This is a genomic window from Delftia sp. DLF01, from assembly GCF_014852125.1.
Lineage (GTDB): Bacteria > Pseudomonadota > Gammaproteobacteria > Burkholderiales > Burkholderiaceae_C > Comamonas > Comamonas acidovorans.
In genome coordinates this window covers 275,724-298,907 of the sequence record NZ_JACVAZ010000004.1, presented here as the reverse complement: position 1 = coordinate 298,907, position 23,184 = coordinate 275,724, and the positions used below count along the sequence as shown (strand labels likewise).

21 protein-coding genes are annotated in these 23,184 nt (G+C 67.9%); 15 read left to right on the top strand and 6 right to left on the bottom strand.

The window, feature by feature from the left end; all coding sequences use genetic code 11:
* The first annotated feature begins 10 nt into the window (after positions 1-10).
* The 4 genes from IB269_RS22400 (at position 11) to IB269_RS22385 (ending at position 3,719) form a co-directional block, all read left to right on the top strand.
* The gene (locus tag IB269_RS22400; RefSeq protein WP_318652179.1) at positions 11-742 is read left to right on the top strand and encodes a DUF4291 domain-containing protein; all 732 of its coding nucleotides are present in this window, start codon (positions 11-13) and stop codon (positions 740-742) included.
* Complete coding sequence (locus tag IB269_RS22395) at positions 739-1,311, top strand: NADAR family protein (RefSeq protein WP_192368353.1); 573 nt, start codon at positions 739-741, stop codon at positions 1,309-1,311. The genes IB269_RS22400 and IB269_RS22395 overlap by 4 nt, the downstream gene beginning before the upstream one ends.
* A 6-nt stretch (positions 1,312-1,317) precedes the next feature.
* Entirely contained in the window at positions 1,318-2,286 is a 969-nt protein-coding gene (locus IB269_RS22390) for an ADP-ribosylglycohydrolase family protein (RefSeq protein ID WP_225614258.1), read from the top strand.
* Positions 2,287-2,630: 344 nt separating this feature from the next.
* Positions 2,631-3,719, top strand: a complete 1,089-nt coding sequence (locus IB269_RS22385) for a fimbrial protein (RefSeq protein ID WP_225614257.1) — start codon at positions 2,631-2,633, stop codon at positions 3,717-3,719.
* A 15-nt stretch (positions 3,720-3,734) separates the two neighbouring features.
* Here IB269_RS22385 and IB269_RS22380 read toward each other — a convergent pair whose 3' ends face one another.
* On the bottom strand, positions 3,735-4,148 hold the full coding sequence (locus tag IB269_RS22380; protein ID WP_192368352.1) for a lysozyme inhibitor LprI family protein: 414 nt from the start codon (positions 4,146-4,148) through the stop codon (positions 3,735-3,737).
* A gap of 225 nt (positions 4,149-4,373) precedes the next feature.
* Here IB269_RS22380 and IB269_RS22375 point away from each other — a divergent pair, with 225 nt between their 5' ends.
* From IB269_RS22375 to metC, 10 genes are all read left to right on the top strand, one after another.
* A complete protein-coding gene (locus IB269_RS22375; RefSeq protein ID WP_012207562.1) occupies positions 4,374-5,234 on the top strand; it encodes a transporter substrate-binding domain-containing protein in 861 nt (286 codons plus the stop codon).
* Between the two features lie 101 nt (positions 5,235-5,335).
* Positions 5,336-6,250 (top strand): transporter substrate-binding domain-containing protein, encoded by a 915-nt coding sequence (locus IB269_RS22370; RefSeq protein ID WP_034397150.1) that lies wholly within the window; start codon positions 5,336-5,338, stop codon positions 6,248-6,250.
* Complete coding sequence (locus tag IB269_RS22365) at positions 6,247-7,065, top strand: transporter substrate-binding domain-containing protein (protein ID WP_016448804.1); 819 nt, start codon at positions 6,247-6,249, stop codon at positions 7,063-7,065. Before IB269_RS22370 ends, IB269_RS22365 begins: the two co-directional genes overlap by 4 nt.
* Positions 7,062-8,609, top strand: coding sequence for an FAD-binding oxidoreductase (locus IB269_RS22360; RefSeq protein WP_192368351.1), 1,548 nt, complete (start codon positions 7,062-7,064; stop codon positions 8,607-8,609). Before IB269_RS22365 ends, IB269_RS22360 begins: the two co-directional genes overlap by 4 nt.
* On the top strand, positions 8,606-9,877 hold the full coding sequence (locus IB269_RS22355) for an aminotransferase class I/II-fold pyridoxal phosphate-dependent enzyme (RefSeq protein ID WP_192368350.1): 1,272 nt from the start codon (positions 8,606-8,608) through the stop codon (positions 9,875-9,877). The genes IB269_RS22360 and IB269_RS22355 overlap by 4 nt, the downstream gene beginning before the upstream one ends.
* On the top strand, positions 9,874-10,623 hold the full coding sequence (locus IB269_RS22350; protein WP_034397155.1) for an amino acid ABC transporter permease: 750 nt from the start codon (positions 9,874-9,876) through the stop codon (positions 10,621-10,623). Before IB269_RS22355 ends, IB269_RS22350 begins: the two co-directional genes overlap by 4 nt.
* Positions 10,613-11,434 carry an amino acid ABC transporter permease gene (locus tag IB269_RS22345; RefSeq protein WP_192368349.1) on the top strand — a complete coding sequence of 274 codons (822 nt, stop codon included), beginning with the start codon at positions 10,613-10,615 and terminating at the stop codon, positions 11,432-11,434. Before IB269_RS22350 ends, IB269_RS22345 begins: the two co-directional genes overlap by 11 nt.
* Complete coding sequence (locus IB269_RS22340) at positions 11,421-12,299, top strand: amino acid ABC transporter ATP-binding protein (RefSeq protein ID WP_225614256.1); 879 nt, start codon at positions 11,421-11,423, stop codon at positions 12,297-12,299. Before IB269_RS22345 ends, IB269_RS22340 begins: the two co-directional genes overlap by 14 nt.
* Positions 12,300-12,325: 26 nt before the next feature.
* Positions 12,326-12,997: a cysteine dioxygenase family protein gene (locus tag IB269_RS22335; protein ID WP_192368348.1), complete on the top strand. Its 672-nt coding sequence runs from the start codon at positions 12,326-12,328 to the stop codon at positions 12,995-12,997.
* On the top strand, positions 12,994-14,217 hold the full coding sequence (gene metC, locus IB269_RS22330) for a cystathionine beta-lyase (RefSeq protein WP_192368347.1): 1,224 nt from the start codon (positions 12,994-12,996) through the stop codon (positions 14,215-14,217). The genes IB269_RS22335 and metC overlap by 4 nt, the downstream gene beginning before the upstream one ends.
* A 718-nt stretch (positions 14,218-14,935) precedes the next feature.
* Here the strand turns inward: metC and IB269_RS22325 are convergent.
* A complete protein-coding gene (locus IB269_RS22325; RefSeq protein WP_192368346.1) occupies positions 14,936-17,146 on the bottom strand; it encodes a rhodanese-like domain-containing protein in 2,211 nt (736 codons plus the stop codon).
* A gap of 234 nt (positions 17,147-17,380) precedes the next feature.
* Between IB269_RS22325 and IB269_RS22320 the strand changes: the two genes are divergently transcribed.
* Complete coding sequence (locus tag IB269_RS22320) at positions 17,381-18,370, top strand: tripartite tricarboxylate transporter substrate binding protein (protein ID WP_013800577.1); 990 nt, start codon at positions 17,381-17,383, stop codon at positions 18,368-18,370.
* A gap of 4 nt (positions 18,371-18,374) precedes the next feature.
* On the opposite strand, the gene IB269_RS22315 is transcribed toward IB269_RS22320, so the two are convergent.
* From IB269_RS22315 to IB269_RS22300, 4 genes are all read right to left on the bottom strand, one after another.
* Positions 18,375-21,188 carry a hypothetical protein gene (locus IB269_RS22315; protein ID WP_225614255.1) on the bottom strand — a complete coding sequence of 938 codons (2,814 nt, stop codon included), beginning with the start codon at positions 21,186-21,188 and terminating at the stop codon, positions 18,375-18,377.
* Positions 21,189-21,610: 422 nt separating this feature from the next.
* On the bottom strand, positions 21,611-22,138 hold the full coding sequence (locus tag IB269_RS29340; RefSeq protein WP_192368344.1) for a tautomerase family protein: 528 nt from the start codon (positions 22,136-22,138) through the stop codon (positions 21,611-21,613).
* 46 nt (positions 22,139-22,184) lie between these two features.
* A complete protein-coding gene (locus IB269_RS22305; RefSeq protein WP_192368343.1) occupies positions 22,185-22,637 on the bottom strand; it encodes a GNAT family N-acetyltransferase in 453 nt (150 codons plus the stop codon).
* Positions 22,638-22,707: 70 nt separating this feature from the next.
* The gene (locus IB269_RS22300) at positions 22,708-23,124 is read right to left on the bottom strand and encodes a tautomerase family protein (protein WP_043824385.1); all 417 of its coding nucleotides are present in this window, start codon (positions 23,122-23,124) and stop codon (positions 22,708-22,710) included.
* Between the last annotated feature and the right edge of the window lie 60 nt (positions 23,125-23,184).

Genomic DNA, 23,184 nt, shown 5'->3' with positions numbered 1-23,184 from the left:
GCCCTGCAGCGTGGCGCAGCACCCTCAGAACACCTACAACAACGACAACGACAACGACAACGACAACGACAACGACAACGACAACGACAACGACAACGAACAGACCATGAATCTCGCAACAGCACCCTACCTGCAGCAATCTGCCACCTGGCCTTCCGAGGGAGAGCACATCCTCGCCCACTACGACGACTCCACCGTGGTGGTCTACCAGGCCTATCGCCCGGCCATCGGCCTTCATGCACTGGAGCATGGCCAGTTCGGCGGCCCGGACTTCAGCTTCACGCGCATGAGCTGGATCAAGCCCAATTTCCTCTGGATGATGTATCGCTGCGGCTGGGCGACCAAGGCCGGCCAGGAAGTCATCCTCGGCCTGCGCATACGCCGGACTTTCTTCGAGAGCCTGCTGGATGCCGCCGTACCTTCCACCTTCAACCCCCGGCTCTACGCTGGCCTGCCCGAGTGGCAGCAAGCGGTGGCCACCTCCGAGGTGCGCCAGCAATGGGATCCGGACCATGCCCCCAGCGGCGCCAAGCTGCCGTTGCGTGCCATCCAGCTGGGCTTGCGTGGCAAGCTGCTACGCAGTTTCGCCACGGAGGAACTGCTGGAGGTCATTGACATGACATCCTTCGTCATCGAGCAGCGGGCCCATGCCCAGGATGGAAATCCGATGCTCATGACTCCAGTGGAGCGCGTCTACGTGCGGCTCGACAGGAAGAATTGCGCACCTGAGAACTCCGTATGACCACCACAGACCACATCGCCTCCCTGCAAGACCTCCAGAACGCCATGGCCCAGGGCCTCACCCCGCGCTTCCTGCCGTTCTGGGGCCACCAGCCTGCGGCCGATGGCTCCATCGGCAAGACCTGCATGAGCCAGTGGTTCGAGGCGGGCTTCGAGGTCGATGGCCAGCACTACCCCACGGCCGAGCATTTCATGATGGCGGGCAAGGCGCGGCTGTTTGGCGACGAGGCGGCGCACGCGGCCATCGTGCGCTGCCGCACGCCGGGCGAGGCCAAGAAGCTGGGGCGTGGCATCCAGGGCTTTGATGAAGCGGCCTGGGTGGCCGCGCGCATGGGCATCGTGGTGCACGCCAACGAGGCCAAGTTCTCCCAGAACCCGGCCCTGGCCAGCTATCTGCTGAACACGGGCGACCGGGTTCTGGTGGAAGCCAGCCCCGTGGACGCCATCTGGGGCATCGGCCTGGCCGCCGACGATGTGCGCGCCACCGACCCCGCGCGCTGGCAGGGCCTGAACCTGCTGGGCTTTGCCCTCATGCAGGTGCGGGCGCGGCTGCGCAGCACCGCTCCCTGACCAACCATGAGCAAGAGCACAGGCATGGCCATGGACACGCTGGACCGATACCGTGGTGCCCTGCTGGGCCTGGCCTGTGGCGACGCCGTGGGGACCACGCTGGAATTCCAGCCGCGCGGCAGCTTTGCGCCGCTGACCGACATGGTGGGCGGCGGCCCGTTCTCGCTGCCCGCAGGCAAGTGGACCGACGACACCTCCATGGCCCTGTGTCTGGCCGAAAGCCTGCTCCATCGCGGCGGCTGCGACCCGCGGGACCAGATGATGCGCTATGCCAACTGGTACGAATGGGGCTACTGGAGTTCCACCGGCAACTGCTTTGACATCGGCATGGCCACCAGGGCGGCCATCCAGCGCTTCCTGGCCACCGGCGATCCGCTGGCCGGGTCGCCCAACCCGGACCAGGCCGGCAACGGCTCCCTGATGCGGCTGGCGCCCGTGCCCATGTTCTTCGGCCCCGACGAGGACCTGGTGCAGCGCATGGCTGAACTCAGCTCACGCACTACCCACGCGGCACCTGAATGCCTGCAGGCCTGCCGCCTGTTTGCCGTGGCGCTGTGCCGGGCGCTGCAGGGACTGCCCCGGTCGCAGGTTCTGGACCTGGGCGGCGTTCTGCAAGACGGCGCCAGCCCATGCCTGCGGGAGATTGCCCGTGGCGACTATCGCGACAAGCCGGCCGCACAGATTCGCGGCAGCGGCTACGTGGTGGACAGCCTGGAGGCGGCCCTGTGGTGCTTTGCGAGGCATGACAGCTTTGAAGGCGCGGTACTGCAGGCCGCCAACCTGGGCGATGACGCCGACACCACGGCAGCCATCACGGGCCAGTTGGCCGGAGCCCTCCACGGCGCCAGCGGCATTGCGGACCGCTGGCTGGAACGCCTGCACCTGGCCCCTGAGATCACAGCGCTGGCCGATGCGCTCTGGCAAGCCGCCAGAGGTGCCAGGGACGCTTCTCCGAACGTACCTCTCAGTACCTGAGCGGCCTGGCGCGCTCACGACAAGGACAGTCGCCGGGGCTGCGAGCGGACTGGACCGGGCTTGTCTGCGCAACCTCCCACGCACCCGAGCTCCGTGACACTCGGGCCTTGCTCTTTACGAATGGCGTGCATGAGCGGCTTTTGACTGAGCCACGCTCCATTATCAGAGCAGTCTGATTGCATCACCTCATATCTTCGGCGTAGAGTGCGAAATACTAAAGAGGCCACCCATCGAATGATTCGATGCTTTCATTTCCAGCCCCTCATTATTCACTCAAAAGTTCAATAAAACTATTGCGTGATATTTTCGAGAATCATACTTCAGCAATGGAGCGAATCAGTATCATGCATTTTTCTTTCATTCCCTCATTTTTCTCGCAAGTACGCCGCCTTGCATTGATCGCCATTCCATTTATCATCGCCTTTTCAGCGGCAACGATGAACACCAATGCCTTTGCCGGGGGCGTATTCTCCCCCACCAGCTCCAGCATTTCACTGCCCGAGGAAATAACAGTACCCGGAAATTACTCCAACGGATCGACGCTATGGAAGTCTACGGCAACCGTATTTCATCTTCGAGCAGTGCTGAACACGGCATTCGAGTACGATGTTTCCAAAGCTGTTGTAGCCGCCAATGTTCAATCCGGAAACAAGACGCCCGGATACAATAATGTCTACAGCACCAATATTCCCGGCATTGGAATCCGCTGGTGGGCAACATGGCGCGGCCCCAGCGCTCCCAGTGGCAGAACCATGCCCATTACCACCGAATCAGAAAATCATTCTGGCGCGCTGGGTTATTTCTGGAATGCTTCATCCACCCAGGATGTCTGGATCGAGCTGGTGAAAACCGGCAGCGTTTCCGCTGGCACGCTAACGGGCTCCGGGATGAACGTCGAGATGCGATTCCAGTGCCCCAGCTGCACCGCAGGAAACGTCAACCTGTCCGGCCGCACCAGGGTGGTGGTCGGTCCCTCCTGCTCGGTGGCCGCCTCGACCATCTCCGTACCCATGGGCGCTGTGCCCATCCTGCGTTTCACGGGCCTCCAGTCCACCTCCATCCCCCAGCACTTCGACATCACGCTGGAATGCAAGGGCGGTGCGCCCGAAAGCGTTCTGCGCCCCCACATCACGCTCACCGATGCCAACGACACCAGCAATCAGAGCACCGTCCTGACCTTGAGCCAGACCGCGCCAGACGGCAAGCCGGTTGCCACCGGAATAGGCATACAGATACTGAAGGATGGCACCGCTCTCGGCTACGGCCCGGATTCCAACGTGCCTGGCAACACCAACCAATGGAGTGCGGGAACCATCGTCCAGGGCGTTGCCCAGTTCAAGATCCCGCTGACTGCCAAATACGTGCAGACCGCTGCGGCAGTCACGACGGGGCAGGCCAACGGCAGGGCCACCTTCACGCTGAACTACCAGTGAGCAGCGTCCCCGCCCTCAGGGCTTCTTGTCCAGCTGCATTTCCCAGGACTTGAGCTGCTTGGTGCGGGCGCGGGCGAAGTCGCTCCAGCAGTTGGCGCGCGCATCGTCCTTGGCAAAGCTGGCGGAATTGAATTCAGAGAGGAACTCGCAGGCACTGCGCGCGTACTGCACCCAGTTCCTCTGCGCCACTTCCAGCTCTTCCGACGCCTGGGGCATGCGGGCCTTGAGCTTGAGCGACAGCGAGGCGTAGGCGGCCTTGACCATGGCCACGTTCTGCTCGTGCAGGCAGGCGCGCACCTCGGACATGTTGGTGGAGCTTTCCTCGCAATTGCCCGAGCTGGTGGGATTGGCGGCCCAGGCCACGGGGCTGGCACACAGCAGGGCGGCGCAGGCGAGAGGGGCGAGTAGGTACGCTAGGGCTTGGTGCATGGAAGAGGGCTCGCTGGGAGGTGCCGGTGGGCGCAGCACCCCGGCCGTCGCGATTACACCATCGACCCGCCTTGCCTCGGGCCCACATTCCCCTGGTGATCACCCTGATGCAGCGACGCAAAGTGCATAAACATGCTCCCAAAGCTTTGTTGCCGTGGGTCAAGGGCGGCCAGAAGATGCGGGCGTACGCATCTTTCGTTCGTCCCGACCGCCCCTGCTCCCGCCATGCACACAAGCCCCACCCTGCGCCGCCAGCCCCGCGCCACCCTTTCCGCATCCCTGACCTTCATCGCCGCCGCGCTGGCCCTGGCCTGCACCCAGGCCCGGGCCGATGCCACGCTGGACAAGATCAAGCAGCGCGGCAAGGTCACCATTGGCGTGCTGGTCAATGGCGGGCCCTTCGGCTCCATCGACCCGTCCACCCAGCAGCTCGTGGGCTGGAACCCCGAGCTGGCACGCGCCCTGGCCAAGGGCCTGGGCGTGGAGGCCGAGCTGGTCCAGGTGCAGACCGCCACGCGCGTGCAGTTTCTGCAGGCCGGCAAGGTGGATCTGCTGATCGCCTCCATGGAGCTGAACCCCGACCGTGCCGAGACCCTGGGCTACGCGCCCACGCCCTTCTACCGCGTGGGCGGCATTGCCGCCGTGCGCAAGGGCAGCGGCATCGCCAGGTGGGAAGACCTGCGCGGCAAGCCCGTGTGCGTGTCCCAGGGCAGCAGCTTTGCCAAGCCGCTGGCCAGCGAGTACGGCGCCCAGGTGCATGGCTACAAGAGCTCGTCGGACTCGCTGCTGGCGCTCAAGGGCGGCAACTGCGTGGCCGCCGTGCATGACAGCACGCTGATCTACCCGCTGCTGCGCAGCAACCCCGAATGGGCGCAGTACTCGGCCCCCATCGCCGGCGAGGTGCTGCCCGCGCCTTCCGTGGTCTGGACCCGCAAGGGCGAGGCCGACACCATCGCCGCCGTGGACAAGGTGGTGCAGGACTGGCACCGCACGGGCTGGCTGATCGCCGCCGAAAAGCGCGTGGGCATCGAGCCGGCCAACCCGCTGCTGCCCGAGCTGCAGGCCAAGTTCAAGTCCGCCAGCTGACCGCCGACCGCCACGGCGGTCCACCCCTGCTTTTTTTCGACCACCCAGGCCCAGGCCCCGCAAGACGGAGCCGGGCCTTCCGTTCCCTGATGGATTCACGCATGCCCCGCCTTCTTCCCCCCCTTGCCGCTGCCCTGGCCCTGCTGCTGGGCGCCGGTGCCGCCCACGCCGATGCCACGCTGGACAAGATCAAGCAACGCGGCAAGCTGTCCGTGGGCATTGATGGCGCCAGCCCGCCGTTCGGCGTGCTGGACCCCGCCACCGGCAAGACCGGCGGCTACCAGACCGAGCTGGCCGCCGACATCGCGCGCCGCCTGGGCGTGCCGCTGGAGACGGTTCCCGTGACGGCCTCCACGCGCGTGCAGTTCCTGCAAAGCGGCAAGGTGGACCTGTTGATCGCCAACATCCAGTGGACGCAGGAGCGCAGCGAGATCCTCTCGTTCGCGCCCACGCCCTATGACCTGATCGGCGGCGGTGCCCTGGTGGCCAAGGCCAGCGGCATCAAGCGCTGGGAAGACCTGCGCGGCAAGGTGGCCTGCGTGTCGCAGGGCAGCAACTTCGCCAAGCCCCTGGCCGAGAGCTATGGCGCCGTGGTCAAGGGCCTTCGCGGCATTCCCGAGTCGCTGCTGGCGCTCAAGGGCGGCACCTGCGCGGCTTCGGTCCATATCCAGCCCGCGCTCTATGAAAAGCTCACCGGCCCGAATGCAGCCGAGTGGAAGGACTTCGAGCTGGGCACGCAGGACCAGTTGATTCCCTCGCCCACCGTGGTGTGGACGCGCCGCGGCGAGGCCGACACCCAGGCCTTCGTGGACAAGGCCATCCAGGACTGGCACCGCACGGGCTTTCTGCTCAAGGTGGCCCGCGCCAGCGGCGTGCCCGACACCTGGATCGCCGAGCGCCACGAACGCGCGCTGAAGGGCCAGTTCGACCGCGCGCCCTACGACTTCGCGGTGTATGCGGCAGCGCAGGCCGATGCGCAGGCAACCCAGGCCGCCGCCAAGGGAGCCAAGCCATGAAGCCGACTCGCACCGCACTGGCGGCCCTGCTCGCCCTCACGGCCCTGGCAGCCCATGCCGACGCCACGCTGGACCGCATCAAGCAGCGCGGCAAGATCGTGGTGGGGGTGATGCTTTCGGGGCCGCCGTTCGGCACCATCGACCCCGTCACGCAAAGGCACGTGGGCTACAACGTGCAGCTGTCCGAGGGCGTGGCCAAGGGCCTGGGCGTGGGGGTGGAGACCGTGCAGGTCCAGCCGTCCAACCGCGTGCAGTTCCTGCAGCAGGGAAAGGTGGACATCCTGATCGCCAACATGCAGTGGACGCAGGAGCGCAGCGAGATCCTGTCCTTCGTGCCCACGCCGTTCGAGGAAGTCGGCGGCGCCGCCATCGCCAAGAAGGGCAGCGGCGTGCGCCAGTGGGACGACCTGCGCGGCAAGCCCGTGTGCGTGTCGCAGGGCAGCAATTTCACCAAGCCGCTGGCCGATCAATACGGCGCCCAGATCAAGGCCTTCCGGGGCCAGCCCGAGTCGCTGCTGGCCCTCAAGGGCGGCAACTGCGCGGCCGCCGTGCATGTCAGCCCCACGCTGCGCGAACTCGTGGCCAGCAATGCGGACTGGAAGGACTACGAGATCGTCTCGCCCGCCGACATCATTCCCTCGCCCTCGGTGATCTGGCTGCGCAAGGGCGAGTCCGACACGCAGGCGGCCATCGACCGCATCGTGCAGGACTGGCACCGCACGGGCTGGCTGATCGAGGTGGAGCAGCGCAACGGCATGACGCCCACGCCGCTGCTGCACCAGCTGCACGACAAGTTCAGGAAGGCGCCCGCATGAGCACCCACACCCACACCAGCACCAACACCAGCACCAGCGGCCACATCACCGGCCCCGCCGACCTTATCACCGCACTGCGCCACGCCCTGGGCGACGCCCATGTGCTCACGGGTGCCGATGCGGCCGGCTACCTGACCGACCAGCATGGCCGCCTCACGGGCCAGGCCCTGGCCGTGGCACGGCCTGCCGACACGGCCCAGGTGGCGCAGCTGGTGCGCCTGTGCCGCGCCCACCGCACGCCCATCGTGGCCCAGGGCGGCAACACCGGGCTGATGGGCGGCGCCACGCCCGACGCCTCGGGCCACGCCGTGCTGCTGTCGCTGGCGCGCCTGAACCGCGTGCGCGCCATCGACACCGACAACGACACCCTGACCGTGGAAGCCGGCGCCGTGCTGGCCCATGTGCAGCAGGCTGCGCGCGATGCGGACCGGCTGTTTCCCCTCAGCCTGGGCTCCGAGGGCAGCTGCACCATTGGCGGCAACCTGTCCACCAACGCGGGCGGCACCCAGGTGCTGCGCTACGGCAACGCGCGCGAGCTGGTGCTGGGCCTGGAAGTGGTGACGGCCGAGGGCGACATCTGGGACGGCCTGCGCGGGCTGCGCAAGGACAACACCGGCTATGCGCTGCGCGACCTGTACGTGGGCAGCGAAGGCACGCTGGGCATCATCACGGCGGCCACGCTGCGCCTGCATCCGCTGCCCCGCGCCCAGCACACGGCCCTGCTGGCCTTTGGCTGCATACGCGATGCGGTGGCCTTCCTCAGCCAGGCGCGGGCGGGCTTCGGTGCCAGCCTGACGGCGTTCGAGCTGATGTCGGACACGGCACTGGGCCTGATAGCCCGCCATGTGCCCGAGCAGCCGATACCGCTGGCGCTCAAGGCACCCTGGTTTGCGCTGATCGAGCTGTCCGACAGCGAGGGCGAGGACCATGCGCGCCAGCGCTTCGAGTGCGTGGTGGGCCAGGCCTTCAAGGACGGCCTGGTCACCGATGCCGCCATTGCCGAGAGCCTGCAGCAAAGCCAGGCCCTGTGGCGGCTGCGCGACCAGGCCCTGGGCGAGGCCCAGCGGCGCGACGGCCGCAACATCAAGCACGACGTGTCGGTGCCCATCTCGCGCATCCCCGACTTTCTTGCGGCCACGGCCGCGCTGCTGCAGGCGCGCTTTGGCGCCGTGCGGCCCGTGGCCTTCGGGCACCTGGGCGACGGCAACCTGCACTACAACGTGTCGCACGCGCCGGACAGCACGCCCGCGCAGCTGTTTGCCCAGGAAGACGCCATCCACGAGGTGGTGCACGACAGCGTGCACGCCCATGGCGGCTCCATCAGCGCCGAGCACGGCGTGGGCCAGACCAAGCGCGACCTGCTGCCCCGCTACAAGAGCGCCGTGGAGCTGCAGCTCATGCGGCGTCTCAAGCAGGCCTTCGACCCGCTGGGCCTGCTCAATCCCGGCAAGGTGCTGCAAGCCCTGCCGGACGATTTGCCGCACGACTTGCCGCAGGTTTCTCCAACGCCAACCGCCGCATTCCAGGAAGGCCCCACGCCATGACCACGCCCTTTCCCCTTTCGCAGCGCGTGCAGCGCGTCAGGCTCTCGCCCAATGCCGCGGCCAGCGCGCGGGCCACGGCCCTGGCCCGCCAGGGCCGCGACATCATTGCGTTGACCACGGGCGAGCCCGATTTCGACACGCCCGAGCCCATCAAGCAGGCCGCCATCGCGGCCCTGGCCCGTGGCGAAACCAAGTACACGCCCACGCCCGGCACGGCCGCGCTGCGCCAGGCCATCAGCGCCAAGTACCGGCGCGAGAACGGGCTGGACTTCGACGCCGGGCAGATCATCGTCAGCAACGGCGGCAAGCAGGTGATCTACAACGCGCTGGCGGCCACGCTGGACGCGGGCGACGAGGTCATCGTGCCCGCGCCGTACTGGCCTTCGTTTCCCGACATCGTGCGCGTGAACGACGGCACGCCGGTCATCGTGGATTGCGGCATTGAGCAGGGCTTCAAGCTCACGCCGGCCGCGCTGCAGGCCGCCATCACGCCGCGCACGCGCTGGCTGGTGCTGAACACGCCGGGCAACCCCTCGGGCGCCGTCTACAGCCGCGAGGAACTGGCCGCCCTGGCCCAGGTGCTGCGCCAGCACCCGCAGGTTCTGGTGCTGCTGGACGAGCTGTACGAGCACATCTGGTTCACGCCCCAGGCCCCCGCGCACTGGCTGGCGGTGGCCCCCGACCTGCGCGAGCGCACGCTGCTGGTCAACGGCGTCTCCAAGACCTATGCCATGACCGGCTGGCGCATCGGCTGGGGCGCAGGCCCGGCCGCGCTGGTGCAGGCCATGGTGGTGATCCAGTCGCAGGCCTCGTCAGGCCCCAATTCCGTGGCCCAGGCCGCAGCCACGGCGGCGCTGCAGTCGCCCGACCAGAGCTTTGTGCAGCAGGCCCGCAACGCCTATGCGCGGCGCGCGCAACGGGTCACCCAGGCGCTGGACCAGGTGCCGGGCCTGGCCCTGCTGCCGCCGGGCGGATCGTTCTTTGCCTTTGTGCACTGCGGCGCGCTGATAGGCCACCTGCGCCCGGACGGCCAGCCCATCGCCAGCGACACTGACCTGACCGAATGGCTGCTGGAGTCCGAAGGCGTGGCTGCCGTGGATGGCGGGGCCTACGGCCTGTCGCCGTACTTCCGCATCTCCACGGCCGCCAGCGACGAGGTGCTGGCCAAGGCCACGGCCCGCATCGCACGTGCCGTGGCCGCGCTGAAAGACCCCGCTGCGCAAGCGCATGCGCATGCACAGCCGGCTGCCCTGGAGGCCGTGCCATGAACGACAGCCTGCTTGCCCAGGGCGTGCAAGCGCTCAAGGGCCTGGGCCTGAACTACGCCTTCGTGCTGGACGTGTCCGAGCGCCAGGCCTTTGTGCGCGGCATGTTCGTGACCGTGCAGCTGGCCCTGCTGACCATTGCCGGCAGCCTGGCGGCCGGCGTGGCGCTGGCGGCGGCCCTGACCTCGGGCCGTGCCTGGCTGGCACGGCCTGCGCGCGCCTTTGTGGAGGTCACGCGCAACACGCCCACGCTGGTGCAGCTGTACTGCGCCTTCCTGGTGCTCAACATGCTGATCACCCAGCAACTGCGCGACTGGGGCGCGGGCAACAACCCTCTCACGCCTTTTGTCTGGGTGGTGATCGTGGTCTCGCTGCACAAGGGCGTGTTCCATGCCGAGGCGCTGCGCGCCGGCATCGAGGCCGTGCCCGCCACCACGCTGGAGGCAGCGCGCTCGCTGGGCTTTTCGCAGCGCCAGCTGCTGGTGCGCGTGCAGCTGCCGCTGGCCGTGCGCTTTGCCCTGCCCTCGCTGACCAACAACCTGGTGGACCTGGTGAAGATGACGGCCGTGGCCTCGGCCATTGCCGTGGGCGACGTGACCTACGAGTCCATCATGATCTGGTCCCAGCGCGACAACGTGCTGGAGCTGCTGCTGCTCATCCTGCTGTGGTTCGGCCTGCTGACCTGGCTGGTCAGCCTGGCGGGCCGCTGGCTGGAACAACACCTGAGGATGCCCGGCTATGGCCAATGAAGCCACCTTTAACCCCAGCGCCGCGCCCCGCCCGCTGCCTGCCGCCCTGCTGCGCGCGGTGCGCAGCCCCTGGCTGATCGCAGGCGCCGCACTGCTGGCCCTGTGTGCCTGCTGGGCCGCCACGGACAGCGCCCCGCCCGCCTTCGTGCACCTGTGGAAATGGCTGCCCGCGCTGCTGCGCGGCCTCCTGGTCAACATCGAGATCAGCGTGCTGGCCGTGGCCATCGGCACCGTGGCCGGCCTGGTGCTGGGCGCCCTGTCGCTGTCGCCCACGCCGGCCGTGCGCACCGGCGTGCGCTGGTATGTGCAGCTGTTTCGCAATGCGCCCATCCTGGTGCTCATCTACTTCACCACCTATGTGTTCCCGTTCGAGCTGAAGCTGGTGAGCTGGACCTTTCCGTTCCCCGACTGGGTCAAGGTAGTGCTGGGCCTGGCCCTGCCCACCAGCGCCAACGTGGCCGAGATCTTCCGGGGCGCCATCCAGTCCATTCCCAGCGCGCAGTGGGAGGCGGCCCAGTCGCTGGCCTTTCGCCGCAGCGAGATCTTCCGCCTCATCGTGCTGCCGCAGTGCGTGCGCCGCATGCTGCCGCCGTGGATGAACCTCTACGCCAGCATCACCATGAGCACCTCGCTGGCCTCGCTGGTGGGCGTGCACGACGTGGTGGATACCGCCCAGATCGCCAGCAACACCGTGGCACGCACGGACTTCACCATCCTTGTGTACTTCACGCTGCTCGCGCTTTTCTTTGCCTATTGCTATCCCATCGCCCGGGCAACCCGGGCATTGGAGCGACGCCATGAACGCCACTGACTCCTTTCTCTCCCAACTCGCCACGGCCGATGCCCCCGCGGGCACGGCGCCCGCACTGGTCCACCTGCAGGATGTGCACCTGTCCTTTGGCGACAACCAGGTGCTCCAAGGCATCGACGTGCAGGTGCGGCGCGGCGAGGCGGTGACCATCATCGGTCCCTCGGGCTCGGGCAAGTCCACCATCCTGCGCTGCATCACCGGCCTGCTGCGGCCCCAGCGCGGCGCCATCTCGGTGGCGGGCACGCGCGTGGACCAGCTGCGCACCGAGACCGAGCTGATCGCCCTGCGCAAGCGCGTGGGCTTCGTCTTCCAGCAGTACAACCTGTTCCCCCATCTGTCGGTGCTGGAGAACCTGGTCATCGCCCCCACGCGCGTGGTCGGCCGCGACCGCGCCACGGCCGAGCGCGAGGCCCGCGCCCTGCTGCAGAAGGTGCGCCTGGACCACAAGGAATCCGCCTACCCCGGCGAGCTGTCCGGCGGCCAGCAGCAGCGCGTGGCCATTGCGCGCGCCCTGGCCATGCGGCCCGAGCTGATCCTGTTCGACGAAGTGACCTCGGCCCTGGACCCCGAGACCGTGGGCGAGGTGCTGACCGTGATCCGCGACCTGGTCAGGGACGGCATGACCTGCGTGCTGGTCACGCACGAAATGCGCTTTGCCGAAGAGGTCAGCGACCAGGTCTATTTCACCGAGGCCGGCCGCATCGTCGAGCACGGCCCGGCCGCCCAGATCTTCGGCAGCCCGCGCAGCGAGCGCACGCGCGAATTCCTGCAGCGCGCCCTGGGCGATGGTGCACGGCCCAGGCCTGCGCCAGCCGCCCCGGCCACAACGCCGCTGCCCTTCAACAGCCTGCGCTTTGCCCTTTGACCCCCCACCTCCAGGAGCACATCCCCATGACCGCAGAAACAACGACTGAAACCCCGGCCGGCACAGGCGCAGATACAGGCACCCATACAGACGCCGCCGCCCGGCGCCGCCAGGCCGTGGACGCCGCCCTGGCCGACGTGCGCCAGCTGCTGCAGGCCGGCGCGCCCGACCGCAGCACCCTGTCGGCCATCACCACACGCCTGGAGCAGCTGGCCGCGCACAAGGCCTTGTTCAGCCGCGCGGACTTTCCCCCGCCCGCGCAGACCGAGGGCGTGGGCGCCTCCACGCGCTACCGCCTCAACCCGGCCGATGGCGATGCAGGCCTGGCCCTGTACCTGAACTCCATCAACCCCGGCAAGACCACGGCGCCGCACAACCACACGACCTGGGCCGTGATCGTTGCCGTCGAAGGCCAGGAGTTCAACCGCCTCTACGAGCGCACGGACGACCGCAGCAACCCCGCACGCGCCAGCATCCACCTGGCGCGCGAATTCACCGTGCAGCCGGGCGCCTCCATCGCCTTCCTGCCCGATGACATCCACAGCATTGCCGTGGTGGGCGAGCAGCCCACGCTGCACTTCCATCTCTACGGCCAGCCGCTGGAAACCCTGAGCGGCCGCGTGGCCATCGACCCCGACACCGGCGAAGTCAAGAACTACAACGCCGCCTACTTCCGTCCCAGCGAGGCCGTGGCATGAGCACCCCCCAAGACAAGCAACGGCCCCTGGGCCCGTCGACCCGCCTGCTGCACGCAGGCACGCCGCCGCTGCAGGGCGGCTCCGGCCCCGTCAACGTGCCCGTGGTGCGCACCAGCACCGTGCGCTTTGCCGACAGCGCCGCCTACGCCGACCTGCACCACCGCCGCGAGGCCGGCGAGCGCGTGGCCTCCTACGGCCGCCACGGCCTGGACACGCACCGCGCGCTGGAAGACGCCGTGGTCGCGCTGGAGGGCGGGCACCGCGCCTTTCTCACGCCCTCGGGCCTGTCCGCCATCACCCTGGTGCTCATCGCCCTGCTCTCGCCCGGCGACCATGCCCTGGTGGCCGACAGCGTCTACTCTCCCGTGCGCCGCGTGGACGCCACCTTGCTGCAGCGCCTGGGCATCACGCTGGAGTACTTCTCGCCCTCGCACGACGATCTGGCCGGCAAGATCCGCCCCAACACCCGCCTGGTCTACCTGGAATCGCCCAGCTCCCTGCTCTACGAGGTGCTGGACCTGCCCGCCCTGGCCGCCGTGGCACGCCAGCACGGCATTGCCGTGGCCACCGACAACACCTGGAGCGGCGGCTGGTTCTACCAGCCCCTGGAGCACGGCGCCAACCTCTCCATCCAGGCCGCGACCAAGTACATCGCCGGCCACTCCGACGTGATGCAGGGCATCGTCATCACCGACGGCCCCGCGCTGTCGAAGAAGATATCCACCGCCTACGAGGCCCTGGGCCTGACCATAGGCGCCGACGACGCCTACCTGGCACTGCGCGGCCTGCGCACCCTGCCCGTGCGCCTGGCCCAGCACCAGCGCCACGCCACCGAAATCGCGCAGTGGCTGGAGCAGCAGCCCCAGGTCGGCCGCGTCTTCTACCCGGCCCTGCCCTCCGATCCCGGCCATGCGCTGTGGAAGCGGGACTTCAGCGGGGCCAGCGGGCTGGTGTCATTCGCGTTTGCCGAAGGGGTGGACGCCGGTGCCGGCGCCGTGTTCGTTGACTCGTTGCGGCAGTTTGCGCAGGGGGCTTCCTGGGGCGGGTACGAGAGCCTGGCCCTGGTGGCGCAGCCTGAGCGGTTGCGGGAGCACAGTGTGTGGACGGGGACTGCGCCTGTGGTGCGGCTGCATGTGGGGCTGGAGGATCCTTTGGATCTGATTGCGGATCTGGAGAGGGGGTTTGGGGGGGTGGTGGAGCGGTTCAGGTTGGCTGCCTGAGCTTCCTTTTTGACTCTGTCGCACCTCTGGCGACAGAGGCCGGGTCTCGGCCCGGCAGCCGACTGCCCTTTCTTGATTCGCCAAGAAAGGTCAGATCAAAGAAGGCGACCCGGATGTCCGCGACCCCTTCGCTTCGCTACGGGGCAACCTGCGTCGTGGCGGTTGCGGGGTTCGCCGTGAAACTCTCTTCGCGCTGCGCGCTACGTTCAAACATCACGGCGAGTCAGATCACGAAGCAGTCCTGTCCTTCGGCAGGACTGCAACCCCGCAACCACCACGCCGCAGGCGCTGACATACGGGGAGTTTGCCCGGGCCTTCGCTTCGCTCGGCCCCTGGTTTGAAGCCGAACGCAGTGATGGCGACGGCTGTTGGCTGTTGGCTGTTGGCTGTTGGCTGTTGGCTGTTCCCCAGCCTCCCCCCTTCTGCCCACGCCTGCGTTGGGCGGGAGGCGGGGTGGCAAGCCTGCCGAAGGACAGGCTTGCTTCGTCATCTGACTTGCCGCAGTTGTTTGAGTGAAGCGCGCCAGCGCGCAGCGAGTTCTGCGGCACACCCCGCATCCCGCCCAACGCAGGTCGCCCGCAGCGAAGCGAAGGGTCGTGAGCAGTGCGGGGCGCGCTTCTTTGCTTCCTTTCTTATCGCGCGATAAGAAAGGGAGTCGGCTGCCGGGCCGAGACCCGGCCTCGAAAAACAACCACCCGGCAGGGACAAAAAAAGCAACTCAGACAGGCACCAGCCGAATCTCAGCAGCCCACCCATCCCTCTCCAACTGCCCCACCAACCCCAACTCCCAATCCAGATAAGCCCGAAACCCCGCATCCCTCAACCCCAGATCCCGATGCGCATAAGGGCTGTACCACTGGTCATCATCCCCCGTCAGCACATCCGCATCCCCCTGCCCCAGCGGCAGCCCGGCAGCAGCCCAGGCAGAAGTGCCACCGACAACGGAACGCACATCGCGCCCCGTGCGCGCCGCCAGTTCGGCCGCCACTCCACGGGCCAGCACGCCGTCCGGCGAGGTGAGCACCACGACCTGCGCTGGCGGCAGGGCCTGCACGAAGGAGGGCAGACGATCAGGCACGGCAAAGCGCGCGCCGGCGATGTGCTGCTTCTCGAAGGCGGGCCGGCTGTCCACGTCGAAGACGATGGCCCGGCCTTCGCCCAGCAGTTCCTGCGCCTGCTGCACGGACAGCTGGGGCGCAGGCGCGTGGGAGGCGAGCACGCGCACGGGTTCGGCGCCGACCTCCAGGGTGGCCAGCGTGGGCGGAACGTAGGTGAAGACTTCCCAGCCCAGCTGGGCCAGCCAGGCGCCGGTGGTGAGGGCGCGCACGCCGTCCCAGTCGGCCAGCACGATGCGTGCGCCGCGCGTGGCCGCGTATTCGTCGGTGGCCTGCACGAGTTGGCCGCCAGGAGCCCAGCGCCAGCCGGGCAGGTGGCCGGCCTGGTATTCCTCGCGGGTGCGCACGTCGAAGCGGTAGAGCGTGCGTTCGGTGGATTCGGATTCGAAGCGGGCCAGTTCGGCCGCATCAATGGATTGCACGCCAGCGCGCTGTGCCACGCTGGCTGCGCGCTCGCGTGCGGTGGCCAGGGCGACGGCGCCGGGCTCGGGCAGCGGGGTGCGGCGGCCATGGGCCAGCCTGCGGCCGGTGAGCAGCCAGTCCATGGTGCCGTTGCGCAGCGAGACGACCTGGTTGGGGATGCCGGCGTCGATCAGGGTCTGCGCGCCCACGATGGAGCGCGTGCGGCCCGCGCAGTTGACGACGACCAGGGTTTGCGGGTCCGGGGCGATTTCGCCGATGCGGTAGACCAGTTCGGCCCCCGGCACGCTCAAGGCAAAGGGCAGGCTGAAGGCCGCGAATTCCTCGGGCGTGCGGCTGTCGACGACGACGATGTTGTCGCCGCGCTGCACGCGCGCGCCCAGCTCGTCCGAGGTGATCCAGGGCGTGTGCTTTTCATGCTCGATGACTTCGCCAAAGGCCTTGCTGGGCACGTTTGTGCCGCTGAAGATTTCCAGCCCCTCGGCCGCCCAGCCTTCGGTGCCGCCTTCGAGCACGGAGACATTGGGCCAGCCCAGGCGCACGAGCTTGGCGGCGGCTTCATGGGCCAGCGTGCCGTCGCCATCCACCAGCACGATGCGCGTGCCGCGGCGCGGCACCAGGCGGTCGATGAGCTGCTCCAGACGCCAGGCCGGGGCGGGCGCCGCGAACAGGATGTGGCGGTGTGCGAAGACACCGGCCTCGCGCACGTCGAGCACGGCGATTTCCTCGCCGTCGGCCAGGGCCTGCCGAAGAGCGGCCGGTGTGACCAACGCATGGCGAATGGACTTGGGCGGGCCGAAGGTGCGGAACGTGCCGCCCTCCAGGCTCTCGAAGACCACGCGCTCGGGCATGCGCTCCAGGCCGCGCCCGTAGAAATGCAGGTGCAGGCCGGGCTCCTCGCCGATCAGCTCGATGGTGTGCACGTCGGTGGGCGTGAGCACTACCGAGGTTCCGCTGCCCACATCGACGCTGCGGCCCACCGCCAGGGTGTCGCGCAGCGGGTCGTCGGTCTTGCCGCGCGTGAAGAACACGTTGCGCTCCACGCCTTCGACGCCCGCGATGATGGCCCAGGTGGTGTGGTCATGCGGCGGCTGAGACTTGCCCGGCAGGCCGGTGGACAGGTACAGCGCATAGCGCCCGCCCAGGTCTTCGCTGAGCCGGTAGACCTGGGCCGGGTTGCTTGACGAGACGGGGAAGTGCGCATGCGGGAACAGTTCGCGCTGCAGGCCCAGCGCCTCCAGCTCGCGGGCCACGGCCTGCAGTTGCTCGGGCGTGGCCCGCTCGGGATCGGGGAGCAGGCGCCGGGCAGTGGCGATGAAGCCGGTGATGGCGGCTGCGCGGCGGCTGGCCACGTCGCTGCCGCTGAAGTCGATGGAGAGGTGGGTCTGTGTCATGGGAGTGCCTGGGAGGACGTTCGCGGGAGGACACGAAGTTAGGCCTCTCCCGCCCTGGCGCCAACGACGCATTGCAGATATGGATATGAGCTTTGGGCACTGCGCGCGCATGCGTGGCGCAAGCGTGACGCACGTTGTGCGGCAGCCGCATATGCATAGCCGCAATGCTTAGTTCACGCCGCGCCAGGAGCCTCCCAGACTGCGGGCATCGACTCTCTGCACTCCGGCACTCCCATGATCCGCACCCCGTCTGCGCTGCGCGCGCTGCTGCTTCCCCTGTTCTCCGCCCTGGCCCTGCACGCGCCGGCGGCCCTGGCCTCGGCCGACAGCTTTCCGAACAAGCCGGTGCGCATCATCGTGCCCGTGGCGCCCGGGGGCAGCGCCGACAAGCTCACGCGCACGCTGGCCGACAAGCTGGCCGCGCTGTGGGGCCAGTCGGTGGTGGTGGAGAACGTGGCCGGGGCCAGCGGCACCATCGGCGCGGCCAAGGTGGCCAAGGCCGCGCCCGACGGCTACACCCTGCTGCAGCAGGGCGAGGGCCTCACACTCAACGGCCTGCTGTTCGCCCAGCTGCCCTACGACACGCAAAAGGCCTTCACGCCCATCATCAAGGCCGTGGTCAATCCGCAGGTGCTGGTGGTCAACCCCGGCACGGGCCTGAACACGCTGGGCGACTACCTGGCCCGCGCCAAGGCCAAGCCGCAGAGCATCAGCCTGGGCCTGCCCGGCAATGGCGGCATTGCCCATGTGGCGCATGAAATCCTCACGCAGGAGACGGGCGCCAAGGTCAACTACATCCCCTACCCGGGCGGTGGCCCCGCCTCGCTGGACGTGCTGGGCGGCCATACCGACGCCACGCTGATCACGCTGGCCGCCGTGACCGAGTACGTGCGCGCCGGCAAGCTGCGCGCCCTGGCCGTGACCACGCCCTACCGCTCCGACGCCCTGCCCCAGGTGCCCACCATGGCCGAGGCCGGCGTGCCCGGCTTCTCGGTGGAGAGCTGGCAGGGCTACTTCGCGCCGGCCGGCACGCCCGCGCCCATCGTCGCCAAGATCAACCGCGACCTGCAGACCGTGCTGCAGGCGCCCGATGTGCGCGCGCAGCTGGAGCACATGGGCTTCAAGGTGGCGGGCGGCTCCCCGGCCGACCTGGGCCAGAGCCTGCAAAGCGAGCGCCCGCGCTACGCCCGCGCGATCCAGTCGGCGGGGCTGTCGCTGCGCTGAGGCGCTAGGGCACGGCGCTCCAACGCTTGGTGTGCGGCGCCACGCCGGGCAGGACCACCGTGATGTCCGCGCTGCCGACAGCCAGCGCCTTCACGGCAAGGTCCATGCACGGCTGGCCTGCGGGCCACGCAACGCTGGCACTGCCCACGCTAAGGATTGAAGGCTGGGAAGAGACCACACTGGCCTGCAGATCGGCCAGCGGATAGCTGAGCATGGCCCATGAGGTATCGCCCAGGCAGATGGCATAGGACTGCTGGTCGCCCACGGTCATCTGCACATTCGCCTGATCGGGGTCATCCCACTTCCAGCGATCGAAAGACAGCCGGGGCTCGACGACCTCAATGCGCTCGCGGCCCGGCTCGGGATAGAGATCGGGCATGGAGGGTGCCGAGACCTCCAGGTCCGTCGCGCCCAGCGCCAGTCCGAGCACCCGGGCCGTGCCGCTGTTGCCGTCGGGCGCGATCTCGACCTGTTCCTGCGCGGAGCAAATGGCCGCATCGATGCAGCGCAGCCGCGCCTGCATGGGCTGCTCGGGAAGCTCCTCGCTCCCGAGATAGGTGGGCCTGAGCACCACATCGGACGCAAACCCCTGGGCCACAGCCATGTCGCTGCAGTCGCCGCAGGGACGGTTGACGGTGAGGCCCCGGTCCGGCAGGACACGAATGATCTCGCTGCGTACACTTTGGCCTCCCGGCAGGTCGGCCCCTATGCGGTAGCTACCCCGCTGCGTGGCCTCCTCCACGAACAGCGCCGGTGTGCAGCCGCTCCAGGTCTGGATGAAGGCCTTGTCCACGACATCGCCGTCCTGCCTCAGGTCGCGGATGTGCTGGACCACATCGGCCGGCGAGCGATCGTACAGGCCCACGTCCACGCGCATGTCCGGGGCCACGGGGCGCTGCCGGTCGTAGGGCGCGGCCTCGGGCACGGACAGGCAGGCATGGAAGCCCTGGCGCAGGGACATGTAGCGCTGCGGGGTCAGCGCAGAGCTCGCGCTGGATATCTCGGCCGATCTGCGGGTGGACATCTCGTCCTGGACGATGAGTGCTACGGATTGCGGGCCCACCACCTCGACGGGGATGGTGGCCGTGGTCAGTTGCCGCCCCCCCGCGATCAGGCGCGTGGTGCCTGGGGCCAGGCCGATGATTTCCACGTACTCGGAGGTGCTCCACTCCGACATCTGCACAGACGAACGCACGGTCTGGCAGATCTCCGGGTTCTCGCAGCGCAAATCGACTGACACGCCTGAATACTGGTGCAGGCTGTCCGCATCCTTGCGCCACGACACGCGCACCGCCTGCGGCGCCGTCAGGCGCTGGCCGACCACCACCTTGCCGCTGTCGGCCGTGGCCGCAAGCGACAGCACCGTGGGCATCCAGACCTCGATCTCGCGGGACTCGCCTTCCGCAAAATCGCCATGCACGAGCACGCTGGCCCGTCCCGGGCCGACGCCCTTGACCGTGACGGGCGCGTCGTACTGGTACATCTGGCCTTCGGCCAGCTGCGTTTCGGCGGGGGCCACAGCCAGGACCGCAGGATTGGAGCTGGACAGGCGGGCCTTCAGCCCTCCTGCGGGCGGGGGCGGCAGCACCGGCGCGATGATGAAGGTCTCTTCCTCGCCCACGACGAGGATGCTGGGGGCGTAGTCGAGGCCGACGCGGACCTTGTCCGTGAACGTCAGCCAGACAGGTTCCTCGCCCAGGTAGTTGCGCGCCTTGGCGGACAGCAGCGTAGATTCGCCCAGCGCAGCCGCCGTGCCCTGGATCTGCATGTCCTGCGACGTTTCCCCTGCCGCCACCTTCACGCTGGCGGGGTGCGCCACGCGGCCTGCGGGCGTGCTGGTCAACTGCACCTCCACGCCTTCGGCAGGCGCGGGGTGGGACAGCTGGACCGAGGCCCGGTGGGGATGACCGATCAGCATCGCGCTGTGCGGCACTTGAAGACCGACCCGTGGCAGGTCGGCCACCGTGATGCTGGCCACGGCCTCGCCCAGATCGGGATGCCTGGCCGTGACCCGCGTGGTTCCGAGGTTGTAGGCGGAGCCTGTGACGTTGAAATCGGCTTGCGTCTGACCTTCCTCCAGATGCAGGCTGGAGCCGACGCTGGCGATGTGGGTGGCACCAGTCGCGAGGCTCACGGTCCGCCCGCCCGCAGGTGCCGGAACGCCCAGGTGGAGCGTCATGGTGCCGGTCCTGTCCCTGCCCACGGTGATCTCGGCAGGCTCGATGGAGAAGGGTGCGCGCCCCACCTCGATCAGGCCACCCTCCACCAGATAGGGAATGCCCGTCAGCGCCCATTGGACGGAGGTGGTGATGACACCCGCCGGCACCAGCACGGCATCGAGCCCGTTGCCCTCGGCACGCAGGCCGCTGCCGCGAGGCGAGGACTGCAGGTCCATGCGCAGGGCCGGGCCCTTGTGGTGGAGGATGGCGACATGGTCCAGGCCGGGCGAGGCACCCGCGACAACCATGCCGCTGCCGTATTCGATGCGCACATGGTCCCATTGCGTGGCCCCGCTCCGCGTCCCCGCGAGAAAGCGCCATTCGCCCCAATCGCCGGGCGCAGGCTGGGGCCGCGAGGAAGTGATGGTGATCGGCTGCTGCGCTGTGCCCATTGCGCGTACGGCGCCGTCCCGCACGGTGAAACTGGCACCCGGCTCCATCTGTATGACGAGCCCGGGCTCCAGCGTCAGCGTGGCACCGGACTCCAGCACCACATCCCCCTGCAGGAGCACGGGCGAACTGGCTGCCGGCCAGGACGCATTGCTACCGATGGACCCAGAGATACGCATGTCCGCCTGGGCCGGCAGCATGGCGGTCATCCAAAAAAGCGACCCCACAACCATCCACGCGAGCAGGCTGGCGACCCTGCGCAGCAGGAACAAAGCCTTCCGCGGACACTGGATCTGCGCCGCCTTGGCGCGCCGTCCCGGCAGGGAATGCCCGCCGCAGTTGCGGGAAATGGGAAAGGCAGAAACAAGGGCGCATTGCAGCAATGCGCCTCCTCCCGGCAGACTGACGCGCATTGGCGCTCCCTCGGCAGTGGTTTTGGTATCAGGATATCTGAGGGGTTGAAACTCCCCTCGCAGGACCGGCTCTCTTTACCGGCGGGCCATTGTATTGGCGCTTTGTCGCCGCATCAAATTCCATTGACTGGTTTTTTGACCATAGACACACATTCATCCGAGCATCAGCCATTCCATATCATGGCCTGTTCGATTGCATACCAACCAAATCCATTGCATTACCCATAATCGGCCGTATGCACTGCGTCATATGAAGCAAGACAGGGCCAACAGCAAAGCCGGCAGCTGCGGCGGCCAATCGAACGCGAGGTCCGGTTGTCCTGCCGCCATTTTCCGCACGGAGGCCCGCCAGGCTGCGCAGATCGCAGGTTGGAGCGGGTCGGCGATGGTGGGCAGGTGAAGTTGGCAGCGGCGCTCAGAAATCGCGGCCCCGTTGCCTCTTCCTGAATATGCGGCACGATGGGTTCCGCCGCAATACGCACGAAATCATCGATGGGTTGTCCGCCAATGAAGCAGCAAGCCTTGGCCAGGGTTTCCAAAACCACGCCCACGTCCAATTTCGGGAGTTTGCTGTAAATACCCGTGATGCACCGGTCGACGGCCTGCTTGTCCTCACCACCGAACGCATGCCCCTTGTCGGTGGATGTTCCAGATAGACCCAGTCTTGTCCTGGGTACAAGGCAACGGTTCCTGGTCCTGTGCCGCCAGGGCCCTATCCACCAGGGTCTCGGCCAATATGAAGACATGCTTGGGAAACGGCGCAGACGTCGGCCAGGTCTGCGGTCACGTTCGCTACGCCAGTTCCATCTGCATGGGTACGAAGGCCACCCCGTTCTTCTCCAGCGGCGCGCTGGTGGCCCGAAAACCCAGCCTTTCGTAGGCGGGTACGGCAAACGGCGTGGAGTTGACGGTGACGCTGCCGGCGTCCGGGTGGATGGCAGGCTGCAGCGCCTGCCACAGCCGCCTGGCCAGTCCCTGCCGCTGGAACGGCAGGCCAACGAACAGATGAAACAGATGGCGCCCGTCACGCAGGGCCGCCATGCCTGCCAGGGCATCGCCCTGCCTGGCAACGATGAAGAGGTAGCGGGGGTCCTGCAGGTAGGCCTGGAACGCCTGCGGCCCCAGGGCCTTCAGGAATTCCTGCGCGCCCTGGCTGCCGGAGTCCAGGGTGAAGAGGTGCGACACGCTGGAGACCAGCGCGCTGAACTCTTCGGCGTCTTCGATGTGTGCGGGACGAATGTGCATGGGGAAAAGTGCAAGGGCCGGAGGTGGAAAGGCCACGGGACCTGTCCCAGGTCCCTCCCCCGCAAGCCTCTCAGTAGGCGGCAGGCCGATTGTCCAGGCGCCACTTCTCCCCCTCGGGCGTGCCCGGCACGGGCGGGCGCAGGCCCTGGATGCTCCACAGGCTGAAGGGCGTCTCGTCCACATGCATCTCCCAGCGCAGGCCCCGGTCGGCAATGAAGGGGGACAGCTGCCGCCGCACGCCTTCGAGGAACCGTGTCTTGGTCTCCTCGTCGCGTATCTGCCGCGCGATGTGGTCCACGGAGATGCGCACGAAATCATCCGCAGGCTCGCCGCCGATGAAGAACGAAGTGCGGGCGACGGCCTCGAACACCACGCCCACGTAAAAGCGCGGCAGGTCGCCGTAGACGGCCGTGATGCGCTGGGCGATGGCCTGTTTGTCTTCATCGCTGAAAGCGTTTTCGGGGTGGTAGATCTTCCACAGGGGCATGGTTTTCTCCGGGTGCAAAAAAGAAAAGGTTTCGGGAAATCCGGGCTGGCGACGCGGCGG

Excerpts from the sequence above, each read along its gene's own strand:
- IB269_RS22365 (WP_016448804.1), top strand. The coding sequence starts at position 6,247 with ATGAAGCCGACTCGCACCGCACTGGCGGCCCTGCTCGCCCTCACGGCC.
- IB269_RS22320 (WP_013800577.1), top strand. The coding sequence starts at position 17,381 with ATGATCCGCACCCCGTCTGCGCTGCGCGCGCTGCTGCTTCCCCTGTTC.
- IB269_RS22385 (WP_225614257.1), top strand. The coding sequence starts at position 2,631 with ATGCATTTTTCTTTCATTCCCTCATTTTTCTCGCAAGTACGCCGCCTT.
- IB269_RS29340 (WP_192368344.1), bottom strand. The coding sequence starts at position 22,138 with ATGTCTTCATATTGGCCGAGACCCTGGTGGATAGGGCCCTGGCGGCAC.
- IB269_RS22340 (WP_225614256.1), top strand. The coding sequence starts at position 11,421 with ATGAACGCCACTGACTCCTTTCTCTCCCAACTCGCCACGGCCGATGCC.
- IB269_RS22355 (WP_192368350.1), top strand. The coding sequence starts at position 8,606 with ATGACCACGCCCTTTCCCCTTTCGCAGCGCGTGCAGCGCGTCAGGCTC.
- IB269_RS22325 (WP_192368346.1), bottom strand. The coding sequence starts at position 17,146 with ATGACACAGACCCACCTCTCCATCGACTTCAGCGGCAGCGACGTGGCC.
- IB269_RS22360 (WP_192368351.1), top strand. The coding sequence starts at position 7,062 with ATGAGCACCCACACCCACACCAGCACCAACACCAGCACCAGCGGCCAC.
- IB269_RS22300 (WP_043824385.1), bottom strand. The coding sequence starts at position 23,124 with ATGCCCCTGTGGAAGATCTACCACCCCGAAAACGCTTTCAGCGATGAA.
- IB269_RS22390 (WP_225614258.1), top strand. The coding sequence starts at position 1,318 with ATGAGCAAGAGCACAGGCATGGCCATGGACACGCTGGACCGATACCGT.
- IB269_RS22350 (WP_034397155.1), top strand. The coding sequence starts at position 9,874 with ATGAACGACAGCCTGCTTGCCCAGGGCGTGCAAGCGCTCAAGGGCCTG.
- IB269_RS22380 (WP_192368352.1), bottom strand. The coding sequence starts at position 4,148 with ATGCACCAAGCCCTAGCGTACCTACTCGCCCCTCTCGCCTGCGCCGCC.
- metC (WP_192368347.1), top strand. The coding sequence starts at position 12,994 with ATGAGCACCCCCCAAGACAAGCAACGGCCCCTGGGCCCGTCGACCCGC.
- IB269_RS22315 (WP_225614255.1), bottom strand. The coding sequence starts at position 21,188 with ATGACCGCCATGCTGCCGGCCCAGGCGGACATGCGTATCTCTGGGTCC.
- IB269_RS22345 (WP_192368349.1), top strand. The coding sequence starts at position 10,613 with ATGGCCAATGAAGCCACCTTTAACCCCAGCGCCGCGCCCCGCCCGCTG.
- IB269_RS22395 (WP_192368353.1), top strand. The coding sequence starts at position 739 with ATGACCACCACAGACCACATCGCCTCCCTGCAAGACCTCCAGAACGCC.
- IB269_RS22370 (WP_034397150.1), top strand. The coding sequence starts at position 5,336 with ATGCCCCGCCTTCTTCCCCCCCTTGCCGCTGCCCTGGCCCTGCTGCTG.
- IB269_RS22375 (WP_012207562.1), top strand. The coding sequence starts at position 4,374 with ATGCACACAAGCCCCACCCTGCGCCGCCAGCCCCGCGCCACCCTTTCC.
- IB269_RS22335 (WP_192368348.1), top strand. The coding sequence starts at position 12,326 with ATGACCGCAGAAACAACGACTGAAACCCCGGCCGGCACAGGCGCAGAT.
- IB269_RS22305 (WP_192368343.1), bottom strand. The coding sequence starts at position 22,637 with ATGCACATTCGTCCCGCACACATCGAAGACGCCGAAGAGTTCAGCGCG.